The sequence below is a fragment of the Microbacterium enclense genome, assembly GCF_004022425.1.
Lineage (GTDB): Bacteria > Actinomycetota > Actinomycetes > Actinomycetales > Microbacteriaceae > Microbacterium > Microbacterium enclense_A.
The window spans coordinates 25,091-49,385 of the sequence record NZ_RBZY01000020.1 but is presented as its reverse complement, the minus strand read 5'-3'; the positions used below and the strand labels follow the sequence as shown (position 1 = coordinate 49,385).

Here is a 24,295-nt window from a genome sequence, read left to right as displayed (position 1 = left end):
CTCCGTCACCGATCTTAGTGTCATCGTGACACGAAGGGCAAAACGGCACTCTCCCAGCGGTCCCGCGTAGCCTGACGATCGATCCTGGAGGTGGGGATGCCGCTCGTCGACATCGTGCTGATCGTCCTTCTCGCGCTCGCGCTCATGGTGGGCATCGCGCGGGGGTTCCTCGCGACGATCGGGTTCTTCGCCGGCCTCGCCCTGGGCGGGATCGCCGCCTACTGGCTCATCCCGTACGTCGGGCAGTGGGTGACCGATCCGACGTGGCGCGGGGCCGCCATCGTCGCCGCGGGAGTCCTCCTGCTCCTGCTCGGCGCGGCGCTCGGCACCGCGGTCGGCAACACCCTCCGTCGCGGCGCGGACCGCATCAAGCTGCGGGTGCCCGAGCGGGTCCTCGGCGGTGCCGTCAACCTCGCCGCCGCAGCCCTCGCCCTATCGTTCTTCGCGGGCACGCTCACCACCGCCGGCATCCCGATCGTGTCGACCGCGCTGGCATCGTCGAACGTCGTCCGCACGATCGACCGGTTCACTCCCGAACCCGTGCGCGTCGCGCTCGCCGAGTTGCGCGGAACGGTGTTCGCCGACGGCATCCCGCGCCTGGGCGACCTCATCCAGATCGGCCCGGTCTCCAGCGCCCCGCCGGTCGCCCTCGACGATCCCGCGCTCACCCGGGCGGCGCAGTCGGTCGCCCGCATCACGGGCACGGCGTACGCGTGCGGCATCACCGCGAGCGGGTCGGGCTTCGTCGCCGCCGACGATCGCGTCGTGACCAACGCCCACGTGGTCGCCGGTGTCGACGCGCCCCTGGTCGAGCTGCCCGGGCAGCCGGCGAAGGAGGGGCGCGTGGTCTACTTCGACCCGATCGACGACCTCGCCGTCATCGCCGTCGACGGATTGGATGCCACCGCCCTCCCCATCGCACCCGCGCTCGCGGTCGGATCGGCCGCCGTCGTGCAGGGCTACCCCTACGGCGGTCCGTTCACCTCGGGCAACGCCCAGGTGCTGTCGGAGGGCACGGTGCCCGTGCCCGACATCTACGGCGATCAGTCCGCCCCGCGGGAGATCTACGCGCTCGGTGCCGTCGTCCGACCCGGCAACTCCGGCGGGCCGCTGCTGACGCCCGTGGGCGAGGTCGCCGGCGTGGTGTTCGCGCGGTCCGAGACCGACGACGAGGTGGGCTACGCGATGACGCCCGCCGAGCTCGAACCCGTGCTGGCGGAGGTCGGGTCGCTGTCCGCGCCGGTGGCATCCGGGAGCTGCACGACGCGCTGACGCGTCGACGGCTGTGCCGGACCGCCGCCTCCGATATGCTGGCGCCCACAAGTCCACACCGGCCCCATGATCGATGCGGGAGAGCTCCGGCGAACGCAGCCGGGCACCGAAGGAGCAAGCCTCCCCGCCAATCTCTCAGGTACGCGTACCGCGTCGATCGGGCCACTCTGGAAAGAGACCCGGGTGAAACCGGCCGGGTCCGCCGACGGTGAAAGCCCGCGTCCCGTTCCGTGAACGGTGACGCCCGGGCGAAACTCTCAGGTTCATGACAGAGGGGGAGTTCTCAGGCGCCGGCCGGCGTCTGACCGTCCTCGCGAACGGCAGAACTCATGACCGACACCCCCGCTCCACCGCGTTCCTCCCCGCTGCACGATCGGCACGAAGCCCTCGGCGCCTCGTTCACCGACTTCGGCGGCTGGAACATGCCCGTGCGGTACTCGTCCGACCTCGCCGAGCATCGCGCGGTGCGCGAGGCCGCGGGTCTGTTCGACATCTCGCACATGGCGGAGTTCTGGGTGCACAACGGTCGGGCCGCCGAGTTCCTGGACTACGCGCTCGCCGGCCGCGTCTCGACGATGAAGATCGGCAAGGCGAAGTACTCGCTGGTGCTCGCCGAGTCCGGGGGGATCGTCGACGACGTCATCGTGTACCGCACGGGCGAGCAGTACTACCTCGTCATCGCCAACGCCGGCAATCGTGAGGCGGTCGCCGCGGCATTCGCCCGCGCGCGCGACACCTGGTCGGTTGCTCAGGCCTTCGTCGACGGGCCGCCTCCCGGCGGCGATCATGCCGTGGTGTCCGGGGGCGGAGCACCCCTCGTCGAGGACGTCACCGACCACGTCGCCCTGGTCGCCCTTCAGGGCCCGCACGCCCGTGGCATCCTCGAGTCCGTTCCCTCGGTCAGCATCATCAGCACGCCCCTCGACGAGCTCGGCTACTACGCCTTCACCGAGGGCACGTTCGACGGCGACTCCCTCTTCATCGCCCGCACCGGCTACACCGGCGAGGACGGCTACGAGCTGCTCGTGCCAGTGAACCGTGCGACCGACCTGTGGGACGCCCTCCTGGATGCCGGCTCCTCCGCGGGTGTGCTCCCGTGCGGCCTCGCGGCGAGGGACACCCTGCGTCTCGAGGCCGGCATGCCGCTCTACGGCCACGAGCTCTCGCGCGACGTGACCCCCGCGCAGGCCGGTCTCGGCCGCGTCGTCGCCGCCGACAAGCCCGCGTTCGTCGGCAAGGACGGCCTCGCGTCCGGGCCCGCCGACGCGCCCGTCCTCGTTGGACTGGTGTCGGAGGGCAAGCGCGCGGGACGCGCCGGCTACGCGGTGCTCCACGGCGACGACGTCGTGGGTGAGATCACCAGCGGCGCACTCAGCCCCACCCTCGGCCACCCCGTGGCGATGGCCTACGTCTCCCCGGCCGCGGCCGAACCCGGCACCACCCTGACCATCGACGTCCGCGGAACACGCATCCCCGCGACCGTCACCGCCCTTCCCTTCTACCGGAGGACCGCATGACCGACCTGACCGCACTCCGCTACACCTCCGAGCACGAGTGGATCGCCGTCGACGGCGACGTCGCCACCGTGGGGATTACCGACTTCGCGGCCGAGAAGCTCGGCGACGTCGTGTTCGTCGATCTCCCTGCCGCCGACGCGGCCGTCGCCGCGGGCGACGTGTGCGGAGAGATCGAGTCGACCAAGTCGGTCGGCGAGCTGTACGCGCCCCTGACCGGCACCGTCGTCGAGGTCAACGACGCCGTCGTCGACGACCCCTCGCTCGTCAACGCCGACCCCTTCGGCGACGGGTGGCTCGTGAAGATCCGCCTCGACGGCGACCTTCCCGGCGATCTGCTCGACCGTGCCGCGTACGAGGACCTGACCGCATGAGCGTGACCACCGCCCCCCGGACGGATGCCACGGCGCCCGCCGCCTTCTCCGATCGCCACATCGGCATCGGCGCCCACGACCGCGCCCGCATGCTCGAGGTCGTCGGATACTCCAGCGTCGAACGGCTGGTCGAGACCGCCGTCCCGGCATCCATCCATGTCCGGCCCCGCGCGACGAGCGAGCTGCCTCCGGCCGCGACCGAGGCCGAAGCGCTCGCCGAACTGCGCGAACTCGCCTCCGCCAACCGCTCCGCCCGCCCGATGATCGGCCTCGGGTACTACGACACGTTCACGCCGTCGGTGATCCAGCGGAACGTCCTCGAGAACCCCTCCTGGTACACCGCCTACACGCCGTACCAGCCCGAGATCTCGCAGGGACGCCTGGAAGCGCTCATCAACTTCCAGACCATGGTCACCGACCTCACAGGTCTCGCGACGGCCAACGCGTCGATGCTCGACGAGTCCACCGCGGTCGTGGAGGGCATGCTCGTCGCCCGCCGCGCGTCCAAGGCCAAGACCGACGTCTTCCTCGTCGACGCCGACGCACTGCCCCAGACCAAGGCGCTGCTCGCGCATCGCGCGGCCGCCGTCGGCATCGAACTCGTCGAGACGTCGTACGACGGTGAGATCCCCGAGAGCTTCGGCGCGTTCGTGCAGTACCCGGGCGCGACCGGGCGGGTGTGGGACTTCTCCGACGTCGCCTCGGCCGTCCACCGCCACGGCGGCCTCGTCGTCGCCGCGGCCGACCTGCTGGCCCTGACGCTGCTGCGTTCGCCCGGCACCCTCGGTGCCGACGTCGCCGTGGGGACGACCCAGCGGTTCGGCGTGCCGCTCGGCTTCGGCGGTCCGCACGCCGGGTACATGGCCGTGCGCACGGGTCTCGAACGTCAGCTGCCGGGCCGTCTCGTGGGCGTGTCGGTGGATGCCGTGGGCAACCCCGCCTACCGCCTGTCCCTGCAGACCCGCGAACAGCACATCCGTCGCGAGAAGGCCACCTCCAACATCTGCACCGCGCAGGTGCTCCTGGCCGTGATGGCGGCAATGTACGCCGTCTACCACGGCCCCGACGGGCTCCGCGCGATCGCGACGCGGGTCGCGCGGACCGCCGACGCCCTGGCATCCGCTCTGGTGTCCTACGACCTGCACCTGGCCGCCGACGCGTTCTTCGACACCGTGCGCGTGCACGTGCCCGGACGCGCCCAGGATGTGGTCGACCGCGCCCGCGACCGCGGCTATCAGTTGCTGTGGGTCGACGACGCCACGGTGGGCGTCTCGGTCGACGAGACGACGACGGATGCCGATGTCGCCGCGATCGTGGCATCCTTCGGGCTCCCGTCCGAGGAGCTCCCGGCGGGCGAGGCGCTGCGCGGGGTGCCGGAGCGGCTGCACCGCGAGGACGCGTACCTCACGCACCCGGTGTTCCACTCCCACCGCAGCGAGACGGCGATGATGCGCTATCTCAAGACGCTCGCCGACCGCGACTACGCGCTGGATCGGGGCATGATCCCGCTGGGCTCCTGCACGATGAAGCTGAACGCCGCGACCGAGATGGCCGCGGTGTCGTGGCCGGAGTTCGCGCGCGTGCACCCCTTCGCGCCGGAGGCCGATGTGCACGGCTACCTCGAGATGATCGAGCAGCTCGAGCGCTGGCTCGCCGAAGTGACCGGATACGACGCGGTTTCGCTGCAGCCGAACGCGGGATCCCAGGGCGAACTCGCGGGGCTCCTCGCGATCCGCGGCTACCACCACGCGAACGGCGACACCGAGCGCACCGTGTGTCTCATCCCGTCCTCCGCCCACGGCACCAACGCGGCGTCCGCGGTCCTGGCCGGGATGCGGGTCGTCGTCGTGGCGTGCGACGAGGCCGGCAATGTCGACCTCGACGATCTGCGCGCCAAGATCGCGCTGCACGCCGACGCCCTGTCGGCGCTGATGATCACGTACCCCTCGACGCACGGCGTGTACGAGCACGACGTGCTGGAGATCACGCAGGCCGTGCACGACGCCGGCGGGCAGGTGTACGTCGACGGCGCCAACCTCAACGCGCTGCTCGGGTTCGCGCGGTTCGGCGACCTCGGCGGTGACGTGTCGCACCTTAACCTCCACAAGACGTTCGCGATCCCCCACGGCGGGGGCGGGCCGGGCGTCGGTCCGGTGGCGGCGAAGGCGCACCTCGCGCCGTTCCTCCCGTCGCACCCGTTCTCACAGCGCGCGGATCACGCCGGCGGCGTGTTCGACGGCGGGCCCGTGTCGGCGGCCCCGTACGGCTCGGCCGGCATCCTGCCGATCTCGTGGGCGTACGTCCGCATGATGGGCGCTGAGGGGCTCCGGCAGGCGACCGCAGCCGCTGTGCTCTCGGCCAACTACATCGCCGTCCGCCTGCGAGACCACTACCCGGTGCTGTACGCCGGCGAGGGCGGCCTGGTGGCGCACGAGTGCATCCTCGACCTGCGCCCGCTCAGGGAGCAGACGGGCATCACCGTCGACGATGTCGCCAAGCGCCTGATCGATTACGGCTTCCACGCCCCGACCATGTCGTTCCCGGTGGCCGGCACCCTGATGGTCGAGCCGACCGAGAGCGAGGACCTCGCGGAGCTCGACCGATTCGTGGATGCCATGATCGCGATCAAGAACGAAGCCCTCGCGGTCGCCGCGGGGGAGTGGCCCGCCGACGACAACCCGCTCGTGAACGCCCCGCACACCGCGGAGGCGGCCGTCGCGAACGAATGGCCGCACGCGTACCCCCGCGAGACGGCGGTATACCCGCAGCGCTCGCTCGTGCGCGGGAAGTACTGGCCGCCGGTCCGCCGCATCGACCAGGCCTACGGCGACCGCAACCTCGTGTGCTCCTGCCCGCCCCCGGAGGCGTTCGCGTAGAGCCGGGCGTGGGCTCGACCGCGAGACTGCAGGCGCCTGACGAGACTGCTGCGCGATGCAGTGGGGATGTCCGTGAGTGGTCCGCGAAACTGCATCCGCCTGACGTCTGCACTGCAGGCTGCAGACGAGTCGTCGGGCCGATGCAGTCTCGCGGTCTCACGATCCGGCAGGGGCGCCGCGCACGGCTCCGAGCGGCACGGCCCGGGGAAACCACAGGGTGCATTGGGTATCGTGCGACTGTGCATCACGGGCAGTACCAGCAGATCTCGACGACATCGCGACGCCGCTTCACCCGGCTGGTCGTGCTCACCGTGGCGGCGACCGTCGCACTCGCGGGGTGTGCGGCTCCGGAGCCGGCGCCCGAGAAGGAACCGCCGCCACCCACGACGCTGACGCTCGGCGTGGTCGGAACGCCGACGAGTTTCAATTCCGCCACCGCACACGGAGCGACGGCCGCCAACCGTGCAGTGTCGGCCCTCCTGGACGAGCGCCTCGGCTCGCTCGACGGCGACCTGCAGGTCGTTCCCAATAACGGTCTGGGGCGCATCACGCGCATCGAGGGCGACCCGCTCACGGTGAGCTACGAACTGTTCGCCGATCGCGTGTGGTCGGATGGCACCCCCATCACCCTCGATGATCTGATGTTCGGCTGGGCGGTGTCGTCGCACTACTTCGACGACGCCACCTACGACGAGACCGGCGCCGTGGTGGCCGGTACGCGCTACTTCGAGTCGGCGACGCCGCCCGACCCCAACGCGCGGACGTCGCGCCCCACGATGGACCGCACCGCCGACACGCTGACGCTCACGTACGACGAGCCCTTCGCCGACTGGAACCGGCAGTGGTTGCTCGACCGCCCCGTGCACGTCGTCGCCGCGAAGGCCGGGGTCACGGTCAAGGATCTGATGACCGCCATCCTCACCACGCCGGCGGGCGACCCGACCGCGCCGGTCGAGCCGAATCCCGTGCTCGCCGCGGCCGCGGCCGCGTGGAACACCGGTTTCGACGCCTCCGTCGACGGCACGTTCGACGTCTCCGCGGCGGTGGTCTCCGGGCCGTGGACCGTCGCCGAGGCGACGGGGAGCGCGATCTCGCTCGCTCGACGCGACAACTACCAGGGCGGGCACTACCCGGCGTTGGAGAGCATGACGATCCGCTTCTTCCCCGACCGAGCTGCCCAGGTGGCGGCCGTCGCGGCGGGCGAGGTCGACGTCGCCAACATCGGTGACCCGGATGCCGAGGAACTGAAGACCCTCGCCGACGCCGGTGTCACGGTGACCACCGGGCCCACGGCGCAGACGATGCAGGTGCGGTTCGCGGACACGACGTCGGACGAGCTCCGCCGCGCGGTCAGCCTCGCGCTCGATCGCGGGGCGATCGTCGAGGAAGCCGTCGGCGAGGTCCGCCCCGACGCTCGTCCGCTCCAGTCGTTCCTCTCCTCGCCCGCGACCGGGTCCACGTACCAAGAGCTCACGTCCGGGAACGGTGCCCCCGGAACCGGCAGCGACGTCGGCGCGGCGAGGGCCGCCCTCGACGACCGTCCCGCGGTGCTCCGCGTCGCGCACGATCCCGCCGATCCCGTCTCGGCATCCGTCTTCGCTCAGATGGTGACCATGGGTGCCGAAGCGGGCATCGCCGTCCGCGCGGCGGCCGAGAACGAGATCCCGGATGCCACCCTCGCGTGGATCGGCGAGGACGAGAGCCTCTACCGGTCGGCGCGCGACCGCCTTGCCGAGGGCGTGACGACCGCCGATGCCGAAGAGACCTTCGCCGAGATGACGCGCGACACCGATCCCGTCGATGTGCTCGCGGGTGCTAGAGAGATCGACCGTGCCCTGTTCGCGGCGTACGCGGGTATTCCGCTGCTCGAGCGCACGGGCGCGGTGGCCGTCGCGAACGGCGTCGGGGGAGTGACCTACACCTCGGAGCCGGACGGCGTTCCGCCCGCGTTCTGGACCTGGACGCCGCCGGCGTCCTGACGCCCGTCGCGGACGCCCCGCCCCGTGACGATCAGGCCGTCGGGCTGGGACTGGGAGAAGGCGCCGGGGGAGCGAACACCCCGGGCCACCAGGCGGCCGCGAGCGGGTAGCCGACGAACGCGATGACATCGATGACCGTGTGGGCGATGACCAGCGGCATGACCCGACCCCAGCGTCGGTAGCACCAGCCGAAGACGAGACCCATCACGACGTTGCCGAGCGCGGACGGCCATCCCTGGTAAAGGTGGTAGCTCCCGCGGAGAAGCGCTGTCGCGACGATGATGCCCGTCCACGACCAGCCCAGCCGGCGCAGGCGGTCGAAGAGGTACCCGAGGAAGATCACCTCCTCGGTGAGGCCCGCGCGGAGGGCCGCGAGGACGAGCAGAGCGATCACCCACCACGACGAATCGAGCGGCGCGGGCACCACCGTGATGCTCTGACCGAGGAGTCGGCCCACCGCGTACACACCGATCCCCGGGATGCCGATGAGCGCGACGAGCGCCAACCCACGGGCGACGTCGGAGCCGAAGCGGCGGAAGTCGAGGCCGATGCGTCGCAGGGCGTTGTCGGTCGGTTCCCAGAGGAGATACACGGCGAGGGCGACGAGCGTGAGGGAGAAGAAGATGCCGAGGAATTGGTAGATGGCATCCCACACGGGTTCATCGCTGCGCGACGGGTTCAGCTGAGTCTGCTGCTGGGAGATCGGGGCTCGTGTCGCTGCCCGAACGAACGCCACCACCGAGTAGATCGCGGACTGTCCGACGCTGACGAGGAGCACCAGGACGATCTCCCAGGGAAGCCGCCGACGTCGGAAGGCGTCTTGTTCGATTCCGGGATCCTGGAGGCCTGGCATGGGCGGCATCTTGTCAGATTGCCACATACGGCCGGGTTCGAATTAAAGGTATGTAACGGTTTCGCCAGGAGTTTTGACCAACGCAGACCGTTTACCTATCGTTTCCGTAACCACGGCCCCCCGCTGTCCCGACGGTGTGGGGTGCCCGTCAAACCTTGCACAGGAGGCAAAGTGTCTGAAAAGACTCGGCGCGCACGCGCCCTGTCGGCGGGAGCAGGTGTCGCGATCGCGGCCCTCGCGCTCGCCGGCTGCACCACCACGTCGACGCCCGACAGCGGGTCGTCCGAGGGGGGCACGATCACGATCGCCACGACGAACGCGTTCACCTCGTTCAACGGCGACACCCCCGAAGCGAACCTCGACACCAACGGCATGGTGGGCTACCTCACCGGTGTGAGCGGCGGACTCGGTCTCGGTGGCTTCCAGCGCCTCGACAAGGACTTCAGTGTCCTGAACAACACCGACTTCGGAACGTACGAGACGGTCTCCGAGGACCCGCTGACGGTGAAGTACACCATCAACGAGGGTCTGACGTGGTCGGACGGCGAGCCCATCAACGCCGATGACATGCTCGTGAACTGGGCCATCAACTCGGGCTACTTCGACGACGCCGAGCTCGACCCCGCCACGGGCGAGGTCACCAACGGCGGAACGCAGTACTTCTCCCTCGCCGGCAGCACCGCGGGCCTGGACACCACCGCGTTCCCCGAGATCGGCGACGACAACATGTCGATGACCCTGGTCTACTCGCAGCCCTTCGTGGACTACGAGCTGGTCAACCCCATCGGCAAGCCCGCGCACGTGCTCGCCGAGAAGGCCGGCGTCTCCGAAGAGGAGTTCGTCGAACTGCTCAAGACGCTCCCCGAGGGAAACCCCGCGGCTCCGGTTCCGGCGAACGAGACGCTGAAGGCCGCGGCCGACTTCTGGAACACCGGCTACGACGTCACGGCAATGCCGACCGACGAGAGCCTGCTCGTTGCGAGCGGCCCCTTCATCGTGACCGACTTCGTGCCCGAGCAGAGCATCACGCTCGGCAAGAACGAGAACTACAAGGGCGAGATGTCGCCGGCGTACGACCAGCTCATCATCCGCTTCATCGGTGACGCCAACGCGCAGGTGACCGCCCTCCAGAACGGCGAGGTGCAGGCCATCCAGCCGCAGCCCTCCGCCGACACGCTGACGGCGCTCGAGAACGCCAACGCAACGGTCCACGCGGGCAACCAGCTCGCGTACGACCACGTCGACCTGACGTTCGGCGGCGTGTTCGCCGACGCCAACGTCCGCGAGGCGTTCCTGAAGACGATCCCGCGCCAGCAGATCCTCGAGTCGATCGTCACGCCGGTCAACCCGGATGCCGAGGTCCTGAACTCGCAGATCTTCCTGCCCACGGACGGCGACCAGTACACCACCGCCGTGGCGGCGAGCGGTTACGACCAGTTCACCGAGCCCGACATCGAGGGTGCGCGTGCGCTGCTGAACGGTGCGACCCCGACGGTTCGCATCCTGTACAACACCAACAACCCCAACCGTGTCGACAGCTTCCGTGCCATTCAGCAGTCGGCGCAGCAGGCGGGCTTCACCATTGAAGACGCCGGTTCGCCCGACTGGAGCTCGCTCCTGGGTAGCGGCAGCTACGACGCCTCGATCTTCGGATGGGTGTCGCCGGGTGCCGGTAACGCTGCTCTTCCCCAGATCTTCAAGAGCGGTGGCGGCGGTAACTACAACAACTACAGCAACAGCACCGTCGACACGCTGGTCGACGAGAGCCAGGTGACGGTGGACGCCGACGCACTGGCCGACATCAAGGTGCAGATCGACACCGCGACGGCGCAGGACTTCTACGGTCTGCCGCTGTTCCAGTCGCCCGGTCTCTTCGCTGACAACGGTTCCATCCAGGGCGTCGACTACTTCGGCGGCCAGACGGGCATCGTGTGGAACGCGCAGGAGTGGACGCTGGCGGGTTGATGACCCGTTGATCCCGCGTGAGGCGCCGGAGTCGCTCGGCTCCGGCGCCTCACGTCGTCTGCGCGCGTGTGCGACCACCCCCAGCACACGCGACTATCCTTTCCTGGGCGCCCACAGGCGTCCGTTACCCGATCGAAAGAAGTCCTCCCGCGATGGTCGGATTCATCCTCAGGCGCATCGCCGTCTCGATCCTGGTCCTGCTCGCAGCGTCGTTCATTATGTACGTCCTGGCTGCCAACGCCGGTGACCCGCTGCAGGATCTGCGAGACAGCTCCGCCGTCAACCGTGATCAGCTCATCGCCGCGCGCGTCGCGGCCCTCGACCTGAACGTCCCGGTTCCCCTGCGTTATTTCCTGTGGCTCGGCGGCGCGGCCGGTTGCCTCATTCCGTTCGCCGGCACGTGCGACCTCGGTCTCACCATCTCGAACGCCGCCGTGCTCGACATCCTCCCCACCGCGGTCGGGTCGACCCTGCAGCTCGTGACGGCGTCGTTCGTGCTGGCCATCGTCCTGGGCATCGTCGTCGGTGTGGTGTCGGCCCTCCGCCAGTACAGCGGGTTCGACTTCGGCATCACGCTGCTGAGCTTCTTCCTGTTCTCGCTCCCGTCGTTCCTGGTCGCCGTGCTCCTCAAGGAGTTCATGGCCCTCGGCTTCAACAGCTTCCTCGAGTCGGCCACGGCGATCCCGGTGTGGGTGATCGCGGTGCTCACGGTGGTCAGCGCCGTCATCTGGCAGGCGATGATCGCGGGGGACGCGCGCCGCCGCCTCATCGTCGCAGGCGTCTCGGGTCTGGCGACCGCGGCTCTGCTGGTGTACTTCGACGTCACCGACTGGTTCCGCAACCCCGGACTCGGTCCCGTGGGCCTGCTGCTGTTGATCGCGGGCATCGTGGTCATCACCACAGCCCTCATCGCCGGCCTCCAGAACCGACGCGCGTTGATCGTCGCGGCTCTGAACGGTGCCATCGCCTACGTCTGCTACTTCGCCCTGCAGGGGCTGTTCGACATCTCGACGTTCGCCACGATCATCATCCTGGGCGTCGTCGCGGTGGCCGTGGGCCTCATCTCCGGGTACGTCCTGGGAGCGCCCGACCGGGGCATGGTCGCCCGGATCGGTGCGATCGTCGCCTTCCTCTCGGGGGCGCTCGTGGTCCTCGACCGCTACATGCAGTCGTGGCCCCAGTACGTCGACAACCCCCGGATCAACGGCCGTCCGATCGCGACGGTCGGGGCCAGCACGCCCGGGTTCAGCGGGGACATGTGGATCAGCGGGATCGACACGTTCACGCACCTGCTGCTGCCGACGATCTCCCTGCTGCTGATCTCGTTCGCCGGCTACACGCGCTATGCACGCGCCGGAATGCTCGAGGTGATGAACCAGGACTACATCCGCACGGCCCGGGCCAAGGGCCTGCCGGAGCGGACCGTGATCCTGCGCCACGGTCTGCGCAACATGCTGATCCCCATCGTGACGTTGATCGCGACCGACGTGGGCGCGCTGCTCGGCGGCGCGGTGATCACCGAGCAGGTGTTCGCCATCCCCGGCATGGGTCAGCTCTTCGTGGCATCCATCCGACGCGTGGATGTGAACCCCGTCATGGGGTACTTCCTCGTCATCGCGGTCACCGCGATCGTCTTCAACTTCCTGGCCGATCTCGCCTACGCGGCGCTCGACCCCCGCGTGCGAGTGGTCGCATGATCGCCGTCGTCCGAATCCCGGAGGTCCTCCGATGACCCAGATGCTCCCCGAGCCCGCGAACGTCGACGCGCCGCCGCCGTCCGACGAGCAGCACACCGTCGGCGTCAGCCAGGGGCGGTTGATCCTTCGACGCTTCCTCTCGAACAAGGTCGCCGTCGTCTCCGGCATCCTCTTCATCCTGCTGGCGATCTTCTCGATCTCGGCGATCGGCCTCGGGCCCATCCCGGGATGGTGGAAGTACAACTACACCGCGCTCAACCCCCAGAACGACGGCGGGGCGCCGACGCTCTCGCTGTGGCCGTTCTCCTTCGGCGAGCACCCGTTCGGCCAGGACCGCATCGGCATCGATTACTTCGCGATGACGATGCGCGGCATCCAGAACTCGATCCTCGTGATGCTCGTCATCAGCGTCGTCGGAACCGCCGTCGGCACCGTCATCGGCGCGCTGGCCGGGTACTACCGCGGCTGGGTCGACTCGGTGCTCATGCGCATCACCGACGTCTTCATCGTGATTCCGATCATCGTCATCGGTGCCGTCGTCGGTCGCGCGACCGGTGGTCTCGGTGTCGTGCCGCTGGCGTTCTTCCTCGCGATGATCTCGTGGACCACGATCGCCCGTCTGGTGCGGGCGGAGTTCCTGTCGCTGCGCGAGCGGGAGTTCGTCGAGGCCGCCCGCGTGGCCGGGGCGAGCGATGCCCGCATCATCTTCAAGCACATCCTGCCCAACGCCATCGGCGTGGTCATCGTCGCCGCGACCCTGCTCGCGGCGTCGGCGATCCTGCTCGAGACGGCGCTGAGCTACCTGCAGCTCGGCGTCCGCCCGCCGGACGTGTCGCTCGGCCTCATCATCTCGGACAACCAGTCCGCGTTCCAGACCCGCCCGTGGCTGTTCTGGTGGCCCGCCGTGTTCATCGTGCTGCTCGCGGTGCTCGTGAACTTCGTCGGCGACGGTCTGCGCGACGCGTTCGACCCGCGTCAGAAGCGCTTCTCGCTGCGTCGCACGAAGGAGCAGTCCGCTTCCTCGACGACCGCCCCCGCGAGCACCCAGGCGCGCGTGCACCCGGAGACGCCCTCGTCATGATGCCCGGCCTCCTTCGAGCGTCAGCCCAGGACGATCGCCAGCACGACGCCGGCCGCTCCCGCGGTCAGCAGCAGCAGGTTGTCGATGCGGGCGCTGACGTGAACGGGCACCGTCTCTGCGACGCCGGCCTCGACGCGGCCGGCGTCACGCAGAGCGTGCCAGCGATCGCGGACGAGAGCCGCTGCACGGCCCGAGTCGGTGTTCGGCAATTCGCCGGGACGGGTACCCGGCGTCGTGGGGCCCTCGCTGCGGCGGTGGGCACGCGCGGCGCGCAGCGAACCGGTCGCTCCGGGAGCGGGCGCGGCGGTCACGCCGATGCGTCGACCGGGCGTGTGCAGTTGCAGCGAGTACCGGGTGTCGACGTGGATCAGCGCAGCCCACGGCACGCGGTAACGCAGCGCGATGTTGTCGACCTGGACACCCTCGTCATCGACGGAGATCGAGGGCGACCACAGGATGCCGGCGACCAGCGCCGCGGCACCGAGCGCGCCGACGATGACCAGCGCGGGAGCCGCGTTCACGCCCGGCGACACGAGCAGGCCGATCGCCACGGCCGCGATGATGGCCCACGCGATGCCGCACAGGATGCGGGTGAACGTCGAACGGAACGTGAGGCGTGGCATCCCCAGATTCTTTCATTCCCCGATCACTCACTCCCGCCGGCCGGGACGGAGAGGACAGCCTCATGAGCACGACCGAGAAGGCGGGCATCCCCGCGCTCGAGATGACCGACGTCAGCGTCGACTTCGCGGTGGACGACGTGTGGGTTCCCGCGGCGAAGAACCTCACGTATTCGATCGCGCGCGGCCAGGTCGTCGCGGTCGTGGGTGAGTCGGGTTCGGGCAAGAGCGTCAGCTCCATGGCCGTGCTCGACCTGCTCCCGCGCAACAGCCGCGTGAAGGGCAGCATCAAGGTCAACGGTCGCGAGGTGACGACGCTCACCGCGCCGCAGATGCGTGCGCTGCGCGGTCCCGAGGTCGCCGCGATCTTCCAGGAGCCGATGACCGCGCTCAACCCCGTGCTGACGGTGGGTTCGCAGATCATCGAGGCGCTGCGGGCGCACACGACGATGGCGCCGTCCGAGGCGAAGGGTCGCGCGCTGGAGCTGCTCGACATGGTCGGTCTGCCCGACCCGGCGAAGGCGTTCGCGTCGTACCCGCACCAGCTCTCCGGTGGTCAGCGTCAGCGCGCGATGATCGCGCAGTCGATCAGTCTCGAGCCGGCCCTGCTCATCGCCGACGAGCCGACCACCGCTCTCGACGTCACGGTGCAGGCCGAGATCCTCGACCTCATCCGGGATCTGCGCGACCGGCTGGACTCGGCGGTGCTCCTCATCACCCACGACATGGGTGTCGTGGCCGACCTCGCCGACTGGATCGTCGTGATGAAGTCGGGTGCGATCGTGGAGCAGGGCGCGGCGGCCCAGGTGCTCGGCGACCCCCAGGATCCGTACACCCGGGAGCTGCTGGCATCCGTTCCCCGTCTCGGCGGGGCGGGCGAGGGAGAGGCCGCCGTCGACGTCGTCGAATCGCTGGCCGCCGCCGTCGCGAGCGGCCCCGCGCGCACCGAGACGCTCCGGCTCGCGGCTGCGGCGCCCGAGATCGCTCACCCCGTGCTCTCGCTCGAGAACGTGTCGATCGAGTACGGCAAGAAGGGGCGCGTGGCCGCTTTCCGTGCCGTCGACGACATCACGCTCGGCATCGCCGAGGGCGAGATCGTCGGACTCGTGGGCGAGTCGGGTTCGGGCAAGTCGACGATCGGTCGCGCGGCGATCGGCCTTCAGCCCATCGCCGACGGTCGTCTCGTGGTCGACGGTGTCGACATCTCCAGCGGGTCGCGCAAGCTCATCAAGTCGCTGCGTCGTCGCGTCGGCATCGTGTTCCAGGACCCCTCGTCCTCGTTGAACCCGCGTCTGCCGATCGGCGAATCGATCGGGGAGCCGCTCCTGCTGGCGGGCGAGGCCAAGGGGGCCGAGCTGGACGCACGGGTCGAGAAGCTGCTCGACGAGGTGCGTCTGCCGCGCAGCTACCGCAACCGCTACCCGCACGAGCTGTCGGGCGGGCAGAAGCAGCGCGTCGGCATCGCCCGTGCGCTGTCTCTGCAGCCGCGTCTGCTCGTCGCCGACGAGCCGACGAGCGCGCTGGACGTATCCGTGCAGGCGCGTGTGCTCGAGCTGCTCAGCGAACTGCAGCAGGAGCACCGCTTCGCGTGCCTGTTCATCAGCCACGACCTCGCCGTGGTGGATGCCATGGCCCACCGCATCGTGGTGCTCAACCGCGGCAAGATCGCCGAGCAGGGCACGCGCGACCAGATCCTGCGCTCGCCGAAGGAGCCGTACACGCAGCGGCTGATCGCCGCCATTCCGGTGCCCGACGTCGAGGTCCAGGCGGCGCGTCGCGAGCTGCGCCACGAGCTGTTGAAGGACACGCCGGCCTCCTGACCGGCTGGACGGAGGGGGCGGTTTCCTGAGCGGATGCCGCCCCTTTCGCGTCCCTGCGGGCGCCGGCGCGGGCGCCCGGTAGACTGGGCTGGCCCGATTCCGGGCGCCACCCCGAATTTTCCTGGAGACCCTCCATGGCGCACGCCCTTCGTCCTGACCTCCGTAACGTCGCGATCGTCGCGCACGTCGACCACGGCAAGACGACCCTCGTCGACGCCATGCTGCGCCAGACCGGCTCGTTCGGCGACCACGCGCACGTCGAGGAGCGCGCGATGGACTCCAACGACCTGGAGCGTGAGAAGGGCATCACGATCCTCGCCAAGAACACGGCGATCACGTACAACGGCGTTCACAGCGACACCCCCGTGACGATCAACGTCATTGACACCCCGGGCCACGCCGACTTCGGCGGCGAGGTCGAGCGCGGTCTGTCGATGGTCGACGGCGTGGTCCTGCTGGTCGACGCGTCCGAGGGTCCGCTGCCGCAGACGCGCTTCGTGCTGCGCAAGGCGCTCGAGGCGAAGCTTCCCGTCATCCTGCTGGTCAACAAGACCGACCGTCCGGACGCCCGCATCGCCGAGGTCGAGGAAGAGGCGCACGACCTGCTCCTGGGCCTGGCATCCGACCTCGTCGACGACGTGCCCGACCTCGATGTCGATGCCCTGCTGGACGTGCCCGTCGTGTACGCCTCGGGTCGCGCCGGAGCCGCGTCGCTGAACCGCCCCGACAACGGCGCTCTTCCCGACAACGACGACCTCGAGCCCCTCTTCGGCGCGATCCTCGAGCACGTCCCCGCCCCGTCGTACGACGACGAGGCCCCGCTACAGGCCTGGGTGACGAACCTCGACTCGAGCCCGTTCCTCGGGCGCCTCGCGCTGCTCCGCGTGTTCAACGGGACGCTGAAGAAGGGCCAGACGGTCGCCTGGGTCCGCGCCGACGGCACGACCAGCAACGCCCGCATCACCGAGCTGCTGAAGACCCGCGCGCTCGAGCGGTACCCCGCCGACGACGCCGGCCCCGGTGACATCGTCGCGATCGCCGGCTTCCCCGACATCACGATCGGCGAGACCATCGCCGACCCCGAGGACGTCCGGCCACTCCCGGCCATCACGGTCGACGATCCCGCGATCTCGATGACCATCGGCACCAACACCTCGCCCCTCATGGGCAAGGTGAAGGGCCACAAGCTCACTGCCCGCATGGTCAAGGACCGCCTCGACCGCGAGCTCATCGGCAACGTCTCGCTCAAGGTCGTCGACATCGGTCGTCCGGATGCGTGGGAGGTCCAGGGTCGCGGCGAGCTCGCGCTCGCGATCCTCGTCGAGAACATGCGTCGCGAGGGCTTCGAGCTCACCGTCGGCAAGCCCCAGGTCGTGACCAAGCGCGGCGACGACGGCAAGCTGAAGGAGCCCTTCGAGCACCTGACCATCGACGCACCGGAAGAGCACCTCGGCGCTATCACGCAGCTGATGGCGGCGCGCAAGGGCCGCATGGACAACATGACGAACCACGGCACCGGCTGGGTGCGCATGGAGTTCGTCGTCCCCTCGCGCGGTCTCATCGGCTTCCGCAGCGAGTTCCTCACGATCACGCGCGGCACCGGCATCGCCAATGCCATCTCGCACGGCTACGACGACTGGGCGGGTTCCATCACGACGCGCCAGAACGGCTCGATCGTCGCCGACCGCATGGGCGTCGTCACCCCCTTCGCGATGATCGCTCTGCAGGAGCGCATGAGCTTCTTCGTGCAGCCGACCGAAGAGGTCTACGAGGGCATGGTCATCGGCGAGAACTCGCGCGCCGACGACATGGACGTCAACATCACCAAGGAGAAGAAGCTCACGAACATGCGTTCGTCGACGTCGGACTCCTTCGAGTCGATGACGCCGCCGCGTCTGCTCACGCTGGAGGAGTCGCTCGAGTTCGCCCGCGACGACGAATGCGTCGAGGTCACGCCCGAGAAGGTCCGCATCCGCAAGGTCGTGCTCGACGCGACCGAGCGAGGCCGCGCAGCCTCGCGCGCCAAGCGTCAGGATGCCAACGCCTGAGCGTCCGCGTTCCCGTCGGCCCCGCACAGCTTGCGCTGTGCGGGGCCGCTTCCGTCCGCGGGTCCGTGGCATCCGCATCGCGTGTCCAAGACGCGCCGCTGGGCCCGTGCCGCGAGCGGCGTGTCTTGGACAGTGGATGCCGTGTTCGCGCCACCGATGGGGTCAGCGCGACTCGGACACCAGTACCGCGCTCGTTGCGGGGACCAGCGCCTCGAAGACGTGCGGCGCGTCGCCGGGGTACGAGAGGTAGTCGCCGGGATCGAGGTCGAAGGGGGCGTCGGCGGGGCCGATGCGGCCACGGCCGCTCACGAGAACGACGTGCTCGACGGTGCCGCGCGAGTGGGGGTCGGAAGCCCGGATGCTGCCGGGCTCTGCGGTGAGGAAATAGATGTCGCGGCGGGCGTGGGGCGGACTCGCGGAGAGCAGGACCGCCACGTAGTCGGCCGCTGTCGCGGGGACCGCCGCGGTGCCTTCGCCCGCCCGGATCAGCGTGGGGGAGCGGATGCCCTCGTCGACGAGGACCGCGAAGGGTACGTCGAGTGCCGTGGCCAGAGCCCAGAGGGTCTCGACGCTGGGGTTGCCGCCGCCGTTCTCGAGCTGCGACACCGTGGCCTTCGCGACACCGGCGCGCCGCGCGAGTTCGGACACGCTGAGGTCGCGTCGCTCGCGCTCGCGCCGAAGGGTCGTCGCGATGCGGTCACCGAGGTCGCTCATGCGTTCATTATCCTCGCCGATCGTTCAACTTGACGAACATCACGAGGCGTTCGAGAATCTGATCATGCGTTCACTGCAGCGAACGGTCATGACGCCGGCCGGTCGTCAGGGCCTCGCCGTCGCCCTGGCCACGAGCGCCTACGGCATCTCCTTCGGGGCGCTGTCCGTGGCATCCGGTCTCGACGTCTGGCAGACCTGCGTGCTCAGCCTCGTGATGTTCACCGGGGGATCCCAGTTCGCCTTCGTCGGCGTGATCGCGGCCGGGGGACTTACGGCGGCCCCGGCGGCCATCGCCTCGGCGGGTCTGTTGGGCGTGCGCAACGCGGCGTACGCGATGCGGATGTCGCCCGTGGTCGGACCGGGCCTCGGGCGGCGCGCGCTGGCGACGCCGTTCACGATCGACGAGTCGGTCGCCGTGTCGCTGGCGCAATCGACTCCCGCGGCCCGGCGCGTGGGTTTCTGGGTGACCGGCGTGGCCATCTGGATCGGCTGGAACGTGACGACGCTGGCGGGCGCCTTGCTCGGGGACGTCCTGGGCGACCCGCGGGCCTGGGGGCTGGACGCCGCGGCGGCGGCGGCCTTCCTCGCCCTCCTGTGGCCGCGGCTGCGTGGACGTCAGCCGTTCGCCGTGGCGATCGGGGCGGCCGTCGTCGCCGCGCTGCTCACGCCGTGGGTGATGCCGGGCATCCCCGTGATCGCCGCGGCAGGCGTCGCCGTGGCGCTCGGATGGTTCGACCCGCGCCCGACTGCGTCGGCCGACGGCGATGACAAGGGGATGCCATGACACTGTGGACCGCTGTGATCGCGGCGTCCGTCCTCTGCCTCGGGCTGAAGGCGGTGGGGTATCTGCTGCCGCAGGGATGGCTCGACGCGCCACGGCCGGCGCGGATCGCCGACCTGCTGACCGTCGCCCTGCTCTCGGCCCTGGTCGTCGTGCAAGCGCTGGCCGACGGGCCGGCGATCGTCGTCGACGCGCGGCTTCCGGCGGTCGCCGTGGCCGCGGTGCTGCTGTGGCTTCGGACCCCCTTCCTGGTCGTCGTCGCCGCTGCGGCGGTCACCGCCGCCCTCCTGCGGGCCCTCGGCTGGGCCACATGACCTCGCGCCTAGACTGACCGGGTGGGTTCAGGGATCGTTCGCGTCATCGGCTGGGTCGTCGCCTTCCTGGTCGGCGCGTTCTACGGGACGGCCGCCACGGTGGGGCACGCCTACCGGCTTGGAGTGGTACCGCTCGGCCTGATCCTCGCCACGGTCGGGTGCGCCGCGCTCCTCGTCGCGCTGCGGACCCTGACGCAGGACCGCGTCAACGCCATCGCGGGCGGTCTCGGGGTCATCGCGGCGACCTTCCTCTTCTCGCAGGTCGGTCCCGGCGGTTCGGCGATCGTCGCTGCCGCCACGCCGGACACCGAGTGGATCGCGCTCACGTGGACCTTCGTCGGACCCGTTCTCCTCGCCGTGGTCGCCTTCTGGCCCGACCTGTCCGCGCTGCAGCCCGAGACCGTCGACGGATCCTAGGACACCGGCGCGCGGCCCGGGTGGGGCCCCTGTCACGCGTAGACTGACGGAGTGACTTACGTGATCGCCCTCCCGTGTGTCGATGTCAAGGATCGCGCGTGCATCGACGAATGCCCCGTCGACTGCATCTACGAGGGTGAGCGCTCGCTCTACATCCACCCCGACGAGTGCGTCGACTGCGGTGCGTGCGAGCCGGTGTGCCCCGTCGAGGCCATCTACTACGAGGACGACCTCCCCGAAGAGTGGTCCGACTACTACAAGGCCAACGTCGAGTTCTTCGATGACATCGGCTCGCCCGGCGGTGCCGCGAAGGTCGGTGTGATCGCGAAGGATCATCCCGTCATCTCCGCGCTTCCCCCGCAGAGCCACTGACCCGTGGGCGTCGCCGACCTCGCCGACTACCCCTGGGACGCGGTCGCGCCGTACGCCGAGCGTGCCCGCCGCCACCCCGCGGGGATCGTCGATCTGTCGATCGGCTCGCCCGTCGATCCCACGCCCGCGGTGATCGCGGAGGCCCTCGCCGCGGCGACGGACGCCCACGCGTACCCGCAGACCATGGGCACACCGGCGCTGCGCGAGGCGATCGTCGACTGGTACGCCCGCCGCCGCGGTGTTCCGGGGCTCACGCCGGCCCACGTCCTGCCCACGGTGGGGTCGAAGGAACTCGTCGCCCTCCTGCCCCTGCTCCTGGGGGTCGGCGCCGGTGACGCCGTCGTCCACCCTCGGGCGGCCTACCCGACGTACGAGGTCGGCGCCCGTCTCGTGGGCGCTGAGCCCGTGGCATCCGACGATCCGACCGAGTGGCCCGAGAACACCCGTCTGGTCTGGATCAATTCGCCGGGAAACCCCGACGGGCGCGTCCTGTCGACGGACGAACTCGCGGATGCCGTGACCCGGGCGCGCGAACTCGGTGCCGTCCTGGCATCCGACGAGTGCTATGCCGAACTCGGGTGGGAGGCGCCGTGGGACACCGACGGCGTCCCGAGCGTGCTCGATCCCGCGGTCATCGGCGACGATCCGACCGGCGTGCTCTCCGTCTACTCGCTCAGCAAGCAGTCGAACCTCGCGGGATACCGGGCGGCCTTCCTTGCCGGCGATCCGACGCTCGTGGCCCGTCTGCTGACCGGTCGCAAGCACCTCGGACTCATGCCGCCCGCCCCGGTGCAGCGGGCGATGACGGTCGCGCTGGGCGATGACGCGCACGTCGCCGAGCAGCGCGAGCGCTACGCCCGTCGCCGCGCCGTGCTCAAACCCGCGGTCGAGGCCGCGGGGTTCCGCGTCGATCGCAGCGAAGGCGGTCTGTACCTCTGGGCCACCGAGGGTCGAGACGCGTGGGAGAGCGTGGCACGCCTCGCGGACCTCGGCATCCTGGTCGGTCCGGGGCACTTCTACGGTGAGCATTTCCCCGAGCACGTGCGCTTTTCGCTGACCGCCACCGACGAGCGGATCGCCGCCGCCGCGGAGCGTCTCGCGCACTGAGCCCGGCGAGCAGTGGGATCCCTCCATCGGGAGGGGGCATCCTTTGGCGATGTCATCTGTACGTCCGCGGCCCTACTAGGCTGTAGTGGCACTCCGATCGGGCCACCCTCCGTCGAGTGCCGTGTCGGAGATCGCGCACGCGGATTCCGGCCGGGAACCACGGTTCACACCATAGGGCGACCAGAAATCGCAAGGAGGCGCGGTGAGCGACGCGGGTATCGAGCACGACAAGGCCACCCTCTCGGTTGGGGGCAGGACCGCCGAATTCCCGGTACTCCGGGGCACCGACGGGGTTCCGAGCATCGACATCGCGTCGCTGACGAAGCAGACCGGTCACACGACGCTCGACTACGGTTTCGTCAACACGGCGTCGACCAAGTCGGACATCACCTTCATCGACGGCGACCAGGGCATCCTGCGCTACCGCGGCTACCCGATCGAGCAGCTCGCGAAGAACAGCACCTACCTCGAGGTCGCCTGGCTCCTGATCTACGGTGAGCTGCCCTCGGCATCCGAGCTCACGGCTTTCGACGAGCGCATCCGCCGCCACACCCTTCTGCACGAGGACCTCAAGCGCTTCTTCTCCTCGCTTCCCCCGACCGCGCACCCGATGTCGGTGCTGTCGGCGGCCACGGCCGCGCTCTCGACGTACTACGAGGCCGAGTCCGACCCGCACAACCCCGAGCACGTCGAGCTGAACACCGTGCGCATGCTCGCCAAGCTCCCCGTGATCGCCGCCTACGCGCACAAGAAGAGCATCGGGCAGGCGTTCCTCTACCCCGACAACTCCCTGGGTTTCGTCGACAACTTCCTCAAGTTGAACTTCGGGGTGCTGAGCGAGATCTACCAGGTCAACCCCGTCATGACGAAGGCTCTCGACCTTTTGCTCATGCTGCACGCCGACCACGAGCAGAACGCGTCGACCTCGACCGTGCGGCTCGTCGGCTCCACCGGTGCCAACCAGTTCGCGTCGATCTCCGCCGGCATCCAGGCGCTCTCCGGACCGCTGCACGGCGGTGCCAACGAAGCGGTGCTGCAGATGCTCGGTCGCATCCGCGACTCGGGTGAGAGCGTCGAGCGGTTCGTCGAGCGCGTGAAGAACAAGGAAGACGGCGTGAAGCTCATGGGCTTCGGGCACCGCGTCTACAAGAACTACGACCCGCGAGCGAAGCTCGTGAAGGGCGCTGCCGACGAGGTGCTCGAGGCACTCGGCGTGAGCGATCCGCTGCTCGACCTCGCGAAGGAACTCGAGCAGATCGCTCTCGAGGACGACTACTTCAAGGAGCGTCGCCTCTACCCGAACGTCGACTTCTACACCGGCGTCATCTACAAGGCGATGGGCTTCCCGACCCGCATGTTCACGGTGCTGTTCGCGATCGGCCGCCTGCCGGGCTGGCTCGCGCAGTGGCGCGAAGCGATCACCGACCCGCAGACGAAGATCGGCCGCCCGCAGCAGCTGTACACGGGGGCCGCGCAGCGCGACTACCCCGGCGCCGTCTGACCCCGGTCCACACGAACGCCCCGTCCCTCTCGCGAGGGACGGGGCGTTTTGTGCGTCAGGCGTGCAGAGCGGCGTTGAGCGTCACACCGACGCCGGCGCGGGCGGACGCCTCGACGGCGCCGGTGAGGGAGTTGCGACGGAACAGGATGCCATCGCGGCCCGACAGTTCACCCGCCTTGACCGTCTCGTCGCCGACGCGCACCTTCGTTCCGGCGGTGACGTAGAGCCCGGCCTCGACGACGCAGTCGTCGCCGAGCGAGATGCCGATCCCGGCGTTCGCACCCAGGAGGGTGCGCGCGCCGATCGAGACGCGGTGCGTGCCGCCGCCGGACAGCGTCCCCATGATGGAGGCGCCGCCGCCGATGTCGGTCCCGTCGCCGATGACGACGCCCTGTGACACCCGGCCCTCGATCATCGATGCGCCGAGCGTCCCCGCGTTGAAGTTGACGAACCCCTCGTGCATGACGGTCGTGCCCGGCGAGAGGTAGGCGCCCAACCGCACGCGCGACGCGTCGGCGATGCGCACACCGGTCGGCGTGACGTAGTCCAGCAGCCGCGGGAACTTGTCGAGTCCTTGGATCTGGATGCCATGGCGCAGCAGCGCGGGACGCAGTCGCGTCGCATCGTCGGGGTGCATCGGGCCGGCGTTGGTCCAGGCGACGTTCGGCAGATGCCCGAAGATGCCGTCGAGCGAGATCTCGTTCGGACGGACGAGTCGGTGCGACAGCGCCTGCAGCCGGAGGTAGGCGTCGACGGTCGAGGCCGGCGCGGCATCCGCGTCGATCGTCAGGCTGACGACCTCGACGCGGACGGCCCGGCGGTCGTCGTCGCCGGTGAGGGCGGCCAGATCGTGATCGGCGACGGTGTCGGTGGTGCCGAGCGCGGGGGCGGGGAACCAGGCGTCGAGCACCGTTCCGTTCGCCGCGATGGTAGAGAGTCCGGTCCCGGTGATCTGTCGTTCATTCGTCACTCCCTCAGGCTAGCGGGGTG

The 24,295-nt window shown here is 69.7% G+C and carries 20 protein-coding genes and 2 riboswitches; of the genes, 16 read left to right on the top strand and 4 right to left on the bottom strand.

The features are described 5' to 3' along the window. The first annotated feature begins 96 nt into the window (after positions 1-96). From D8Y23_RS07175 to D8Y23_RS07155, 5 genes are all read left to right on the top strand, one after another. Positions 97-1,272, top strand: coding sequence for a MarP family serine protease (locus tag D8Y23_RS07175; protein WP_128217475.1), 1,176 nt, complete (start codon positions 97-99; stop codon positions 1,270-1,272). Between the two features lie 66 nt (positions 1,273-1,338). Continuing rightward, positions 1,339-1,433: riboswitch (glycine riboswitch) on the top strand. Further along, a riboswitch (glycine riboswitch) is annotated at positions 1,434-1,554 on the top strand. Positions 1,555-1,601: 47 nt separating this feature from the next. Continuing rightward, positions 1,602-2,789, top strand: a complete 1,188-nt coding sequence (locus D8Y23_RS07170; protein WP_128217474.1) for a glycine cleavage system aminomethyltransferase GcvT — start codon at positions 1,602-1,604, stop codon at positions 2,787-2,789. Next, positions 2,786-3,160, top strand: a complete 375-nt coding sequence (gene gcvH, locus D8Y23_RS07165) for a glycine cleavage system protein GcvH (protein WP_077051803.1) — start codon at positions 2,786-2,788, stop codon at positions 3,158-3,160. The genes D8Y23_RS07170 and gcvH overlap by 4 nt, the downstream gene beginning before the upstream one ends. Continuing rightward, positions 3,157-6,036, top strand: coding sequence for an aminomethyl-transferring glycine dehydrogenase (gene gcvP / locus D8Y23_RS07160; protein ID WP_128217473.1), 2,880 nt, complete (start codon positions 3,157-3,159; stop codon positions 6,034-6,036). Before gcvH ends, gcvP begins: the two co-directional genes overlap by 4 nt. 239 nt (positions 6,037-6,275) lie before the next feature. Next, complete coding sequence (locus D8Y23_RS07155) at positions 6,276-8,015, top strand: ABC transporter substrate-binding protein (RefSeq protein WP_164878157.1); 1,740 nt, start codon at positions 6,276-6,278, stop codon at positions 8,013-8,015. A 31-nt stretch (positions 8,016-8,046) separates the two neighbouring features. Here the strand turns inward: D8Y23_RS07155 and D8Y23_RS07150 are convergent, their stop codons facing one another. Then, positions 8,047-8,868 (bottom strand): CPBP family intramembrane glutamic endopeptidase, encoded by an 822-nt coding sequence (locus tag D8Y23_RS07150; protein WP_128217471.1) that lies wholly within the window; start codon positions 8,866-8,868, stop codon positions 8,047-8,049. Positions 8,869-9,039: 171 nt separating this feature from the next. Between D8Y23_RS07150 and D8Y23_RS07145 the strand changes: the two genes are divergently transcribed. The 3 genes from D8Y23_RS07145 to D8Y23_RS07135 all read left to right on the top strand — a co-directional run bounded on the left by D8Y23_RS07145 (position 9,040) and on the right by D8Y23_RS07135 (position 13,611). Beyond that, on the top strand, positions 9,040-10,833 hold the full coding sequence (locus D8Y23_RS07145) for an ABC transporter family substrate-binding protein (RefSeq protein WP_128217470.1): 1,794 nt from the start codon (positions 9,040-9,042) through the stop codon (positions 10,831-10,833). A gap of 152 nt (positions 10,834-10,985) precedes the next feature. Then, positions 10,986-12,530, top strand: a complete 1,545-nt coding sequence (locus D8Y23_RS07140) for an ABC transporter permease (RefSeq protein WP_128217469.1) — start codon at positions 10,986-10,988, stop codon at positions 12,528-12,530. A gap of 31 nt (positions 12,531-12,561) precedes the next feature. Continuing rightward, positions 12,562-13,611, top strand: a complete 1,050-nt coding sequence (locus tag D8Y23_RS07135) for an ABC transporter permease (RefSeq protein ID WP_128217468.1) — start codon at positions 12,562-12,564, stop codon at positions 13,609-13,611. Between the two features lie 20 nt (positions 13,612-13,631). On the opposite strand, the gene D8Y23_RS07130 is transcribed toward D8Y23_RS07135, so the two are convergent. After that, positions 13,632-14,234 carry a PH domain-containing protein gene (locus D8Y23_RS07130; RefSeq protein ID WP_128217467.1) on the bottom strand — a complete coding sequence of 201 codons (603 nt, stop codon included), beginning with the start codon at positions 14,232-14,234 and terminating at the stop codon, positions 13,632-13,634. A 62-nt stretch (positions 14,235-14,296) separates the two neighbouring features. On the opposite strand from D8Y23_RS07130, the gene D8Y23_RS07125 reads away from it, so the two are divergent. Beyond that, complete coding sequence (locus D8Y23_RS07125) at positions 14,297-16,051, top strand: ABC transporter ATP-binding protein (protein ID WP_128217466.1); 1,755 nt, start codon at positions 14,297-14,299, stop codon at positions 16,049-16,051. 134 nt (positions 16,052-16,185) lie between these two features. After that, positions 16,186-18,099, top strand: coding sequence for a translational GTPase TypA (gene typA / locus D8Y23_RS07120; RefSeq protein ID WP_128217465.1), 1,914 nt, complete (start codon positions 16,186-16,188; stop codon positions 18,097-18,099). A 162-nt stretch (positions 18,100-18,261) separates the two neighbouring features. On the opposite strand, the gene D8Y23_RS07115 is transcribed toward typA, so the two are convergent. Continuing rightward, positions 18,262-18,813 carry a helix-turn-helix domain-containing protein gene (locus tag D8Y23_RS07115; RefSeq protein WP_128217464.1) on the bottom strand — a complete coding sequence of 184 codons (552 nt, stop codon included), beginning with the start codon at positions 18,811-18,813 and terminating at the stop codon, positions 18,262-18,264. Positions 18,814-18,877: 64 nt separating this feature from the next. Here D8Y23_RS07115 and D8Y23_RS07110 point away from each other — a divergent pair, with 64 nt between their 5' ends. From D8Y23_RS07110 to D8Y23_RS07085, 6 genes are all read left to right on the top strand, one after another. Further along, positions 18,878-19,597 (top strand): AzlC family ABC transporter permease, encoded by a 720-nt coding sequence (locus tag D8Y23_RS07110; RefSeq protein ID WP_240663823.1) that lies wholly within the window; start codon positions 18,878-18,880, stop codon positions 19,595-19,597. Beyond that, the gene (locus D8Y23_RS07105; RefSeq protein WP_128217463.1) at positions 19,594-19,908 is read left to right on the top strand and encodes an AzlD domain-containing protein; all 315 of its coding nucleotides are present in this window, start codon (positions 19,594-19,596) and stop codon (positions 19,906-19,908) included. Before D8Y23_RS07110 ends, D8Y23_RS07105 begins: the two co-directional genes overlap by 4 nt. Positions 19,909-19,929: 21 nt before the next feature. Further along, positions 19,930-20,325 (top strand): histidinol dehydrogenase, encoded by a 396-nt coding sequence (locus D8Y23_RS07100; RefSeq protein WP_128217462.1) that lies wholly within the window; start codon positions 19,930-19,932, stop codon positions 20,323-20,325. Positions 20,326-20,376: 51 nt separating this feature from the next. Beyond that, entirely contained in the window at positions 20,377-20,697 is a 321-nt protein-coding gene (gene fdxA, locus D8Y23_RS07095; protein ID WP_022878250.1) for a ferredoxin, read from the top strand. Between the two features lie 3 nt (positions 20,698-20,700). After that, a complete protein-coding gene (gene dapC, locus D8Y23_RS07090; protein WP_128217461.1) occupies positions 20,701-21,804 on the top strand; it encodes a succinyldiaminopimelate transaminase in 1,104 nt (367 codons plus the stop codon). Between the two features lie 202 nt (positions 21,805-22,006). Beyond that, entirely contained in the window at positions 22,007-23,305 is a 1,299-nt protein-coding gene (locus tag D8Y23_RS07085) for a citrate synthase (RefSeq protein WP_128217460.1), read from the top strand. Positions 23,306-23,360: 55 nt separating this feature from the next. Here the strand turns inward: D8Y23_RS07085 and dapD are convergent, their stop codons facing one another. After that, positions 23,361-24,275: a 2,3,4,5-tetrahydropyridine-2,6-dicarboxylate N-succinyltransferase gene (gene dapD / locus D8Y23_RS07080; RefSeq protein ID WP_128217459.1), complete on the bottom strand. Its 915-nt coding sequence runs from the start codon at positions 24,273-24,275 to the stop codon at positions 23,361-23,363. Between the last annotated feature and the right edge of the window lie 20 nt (positions 24,276-24,295).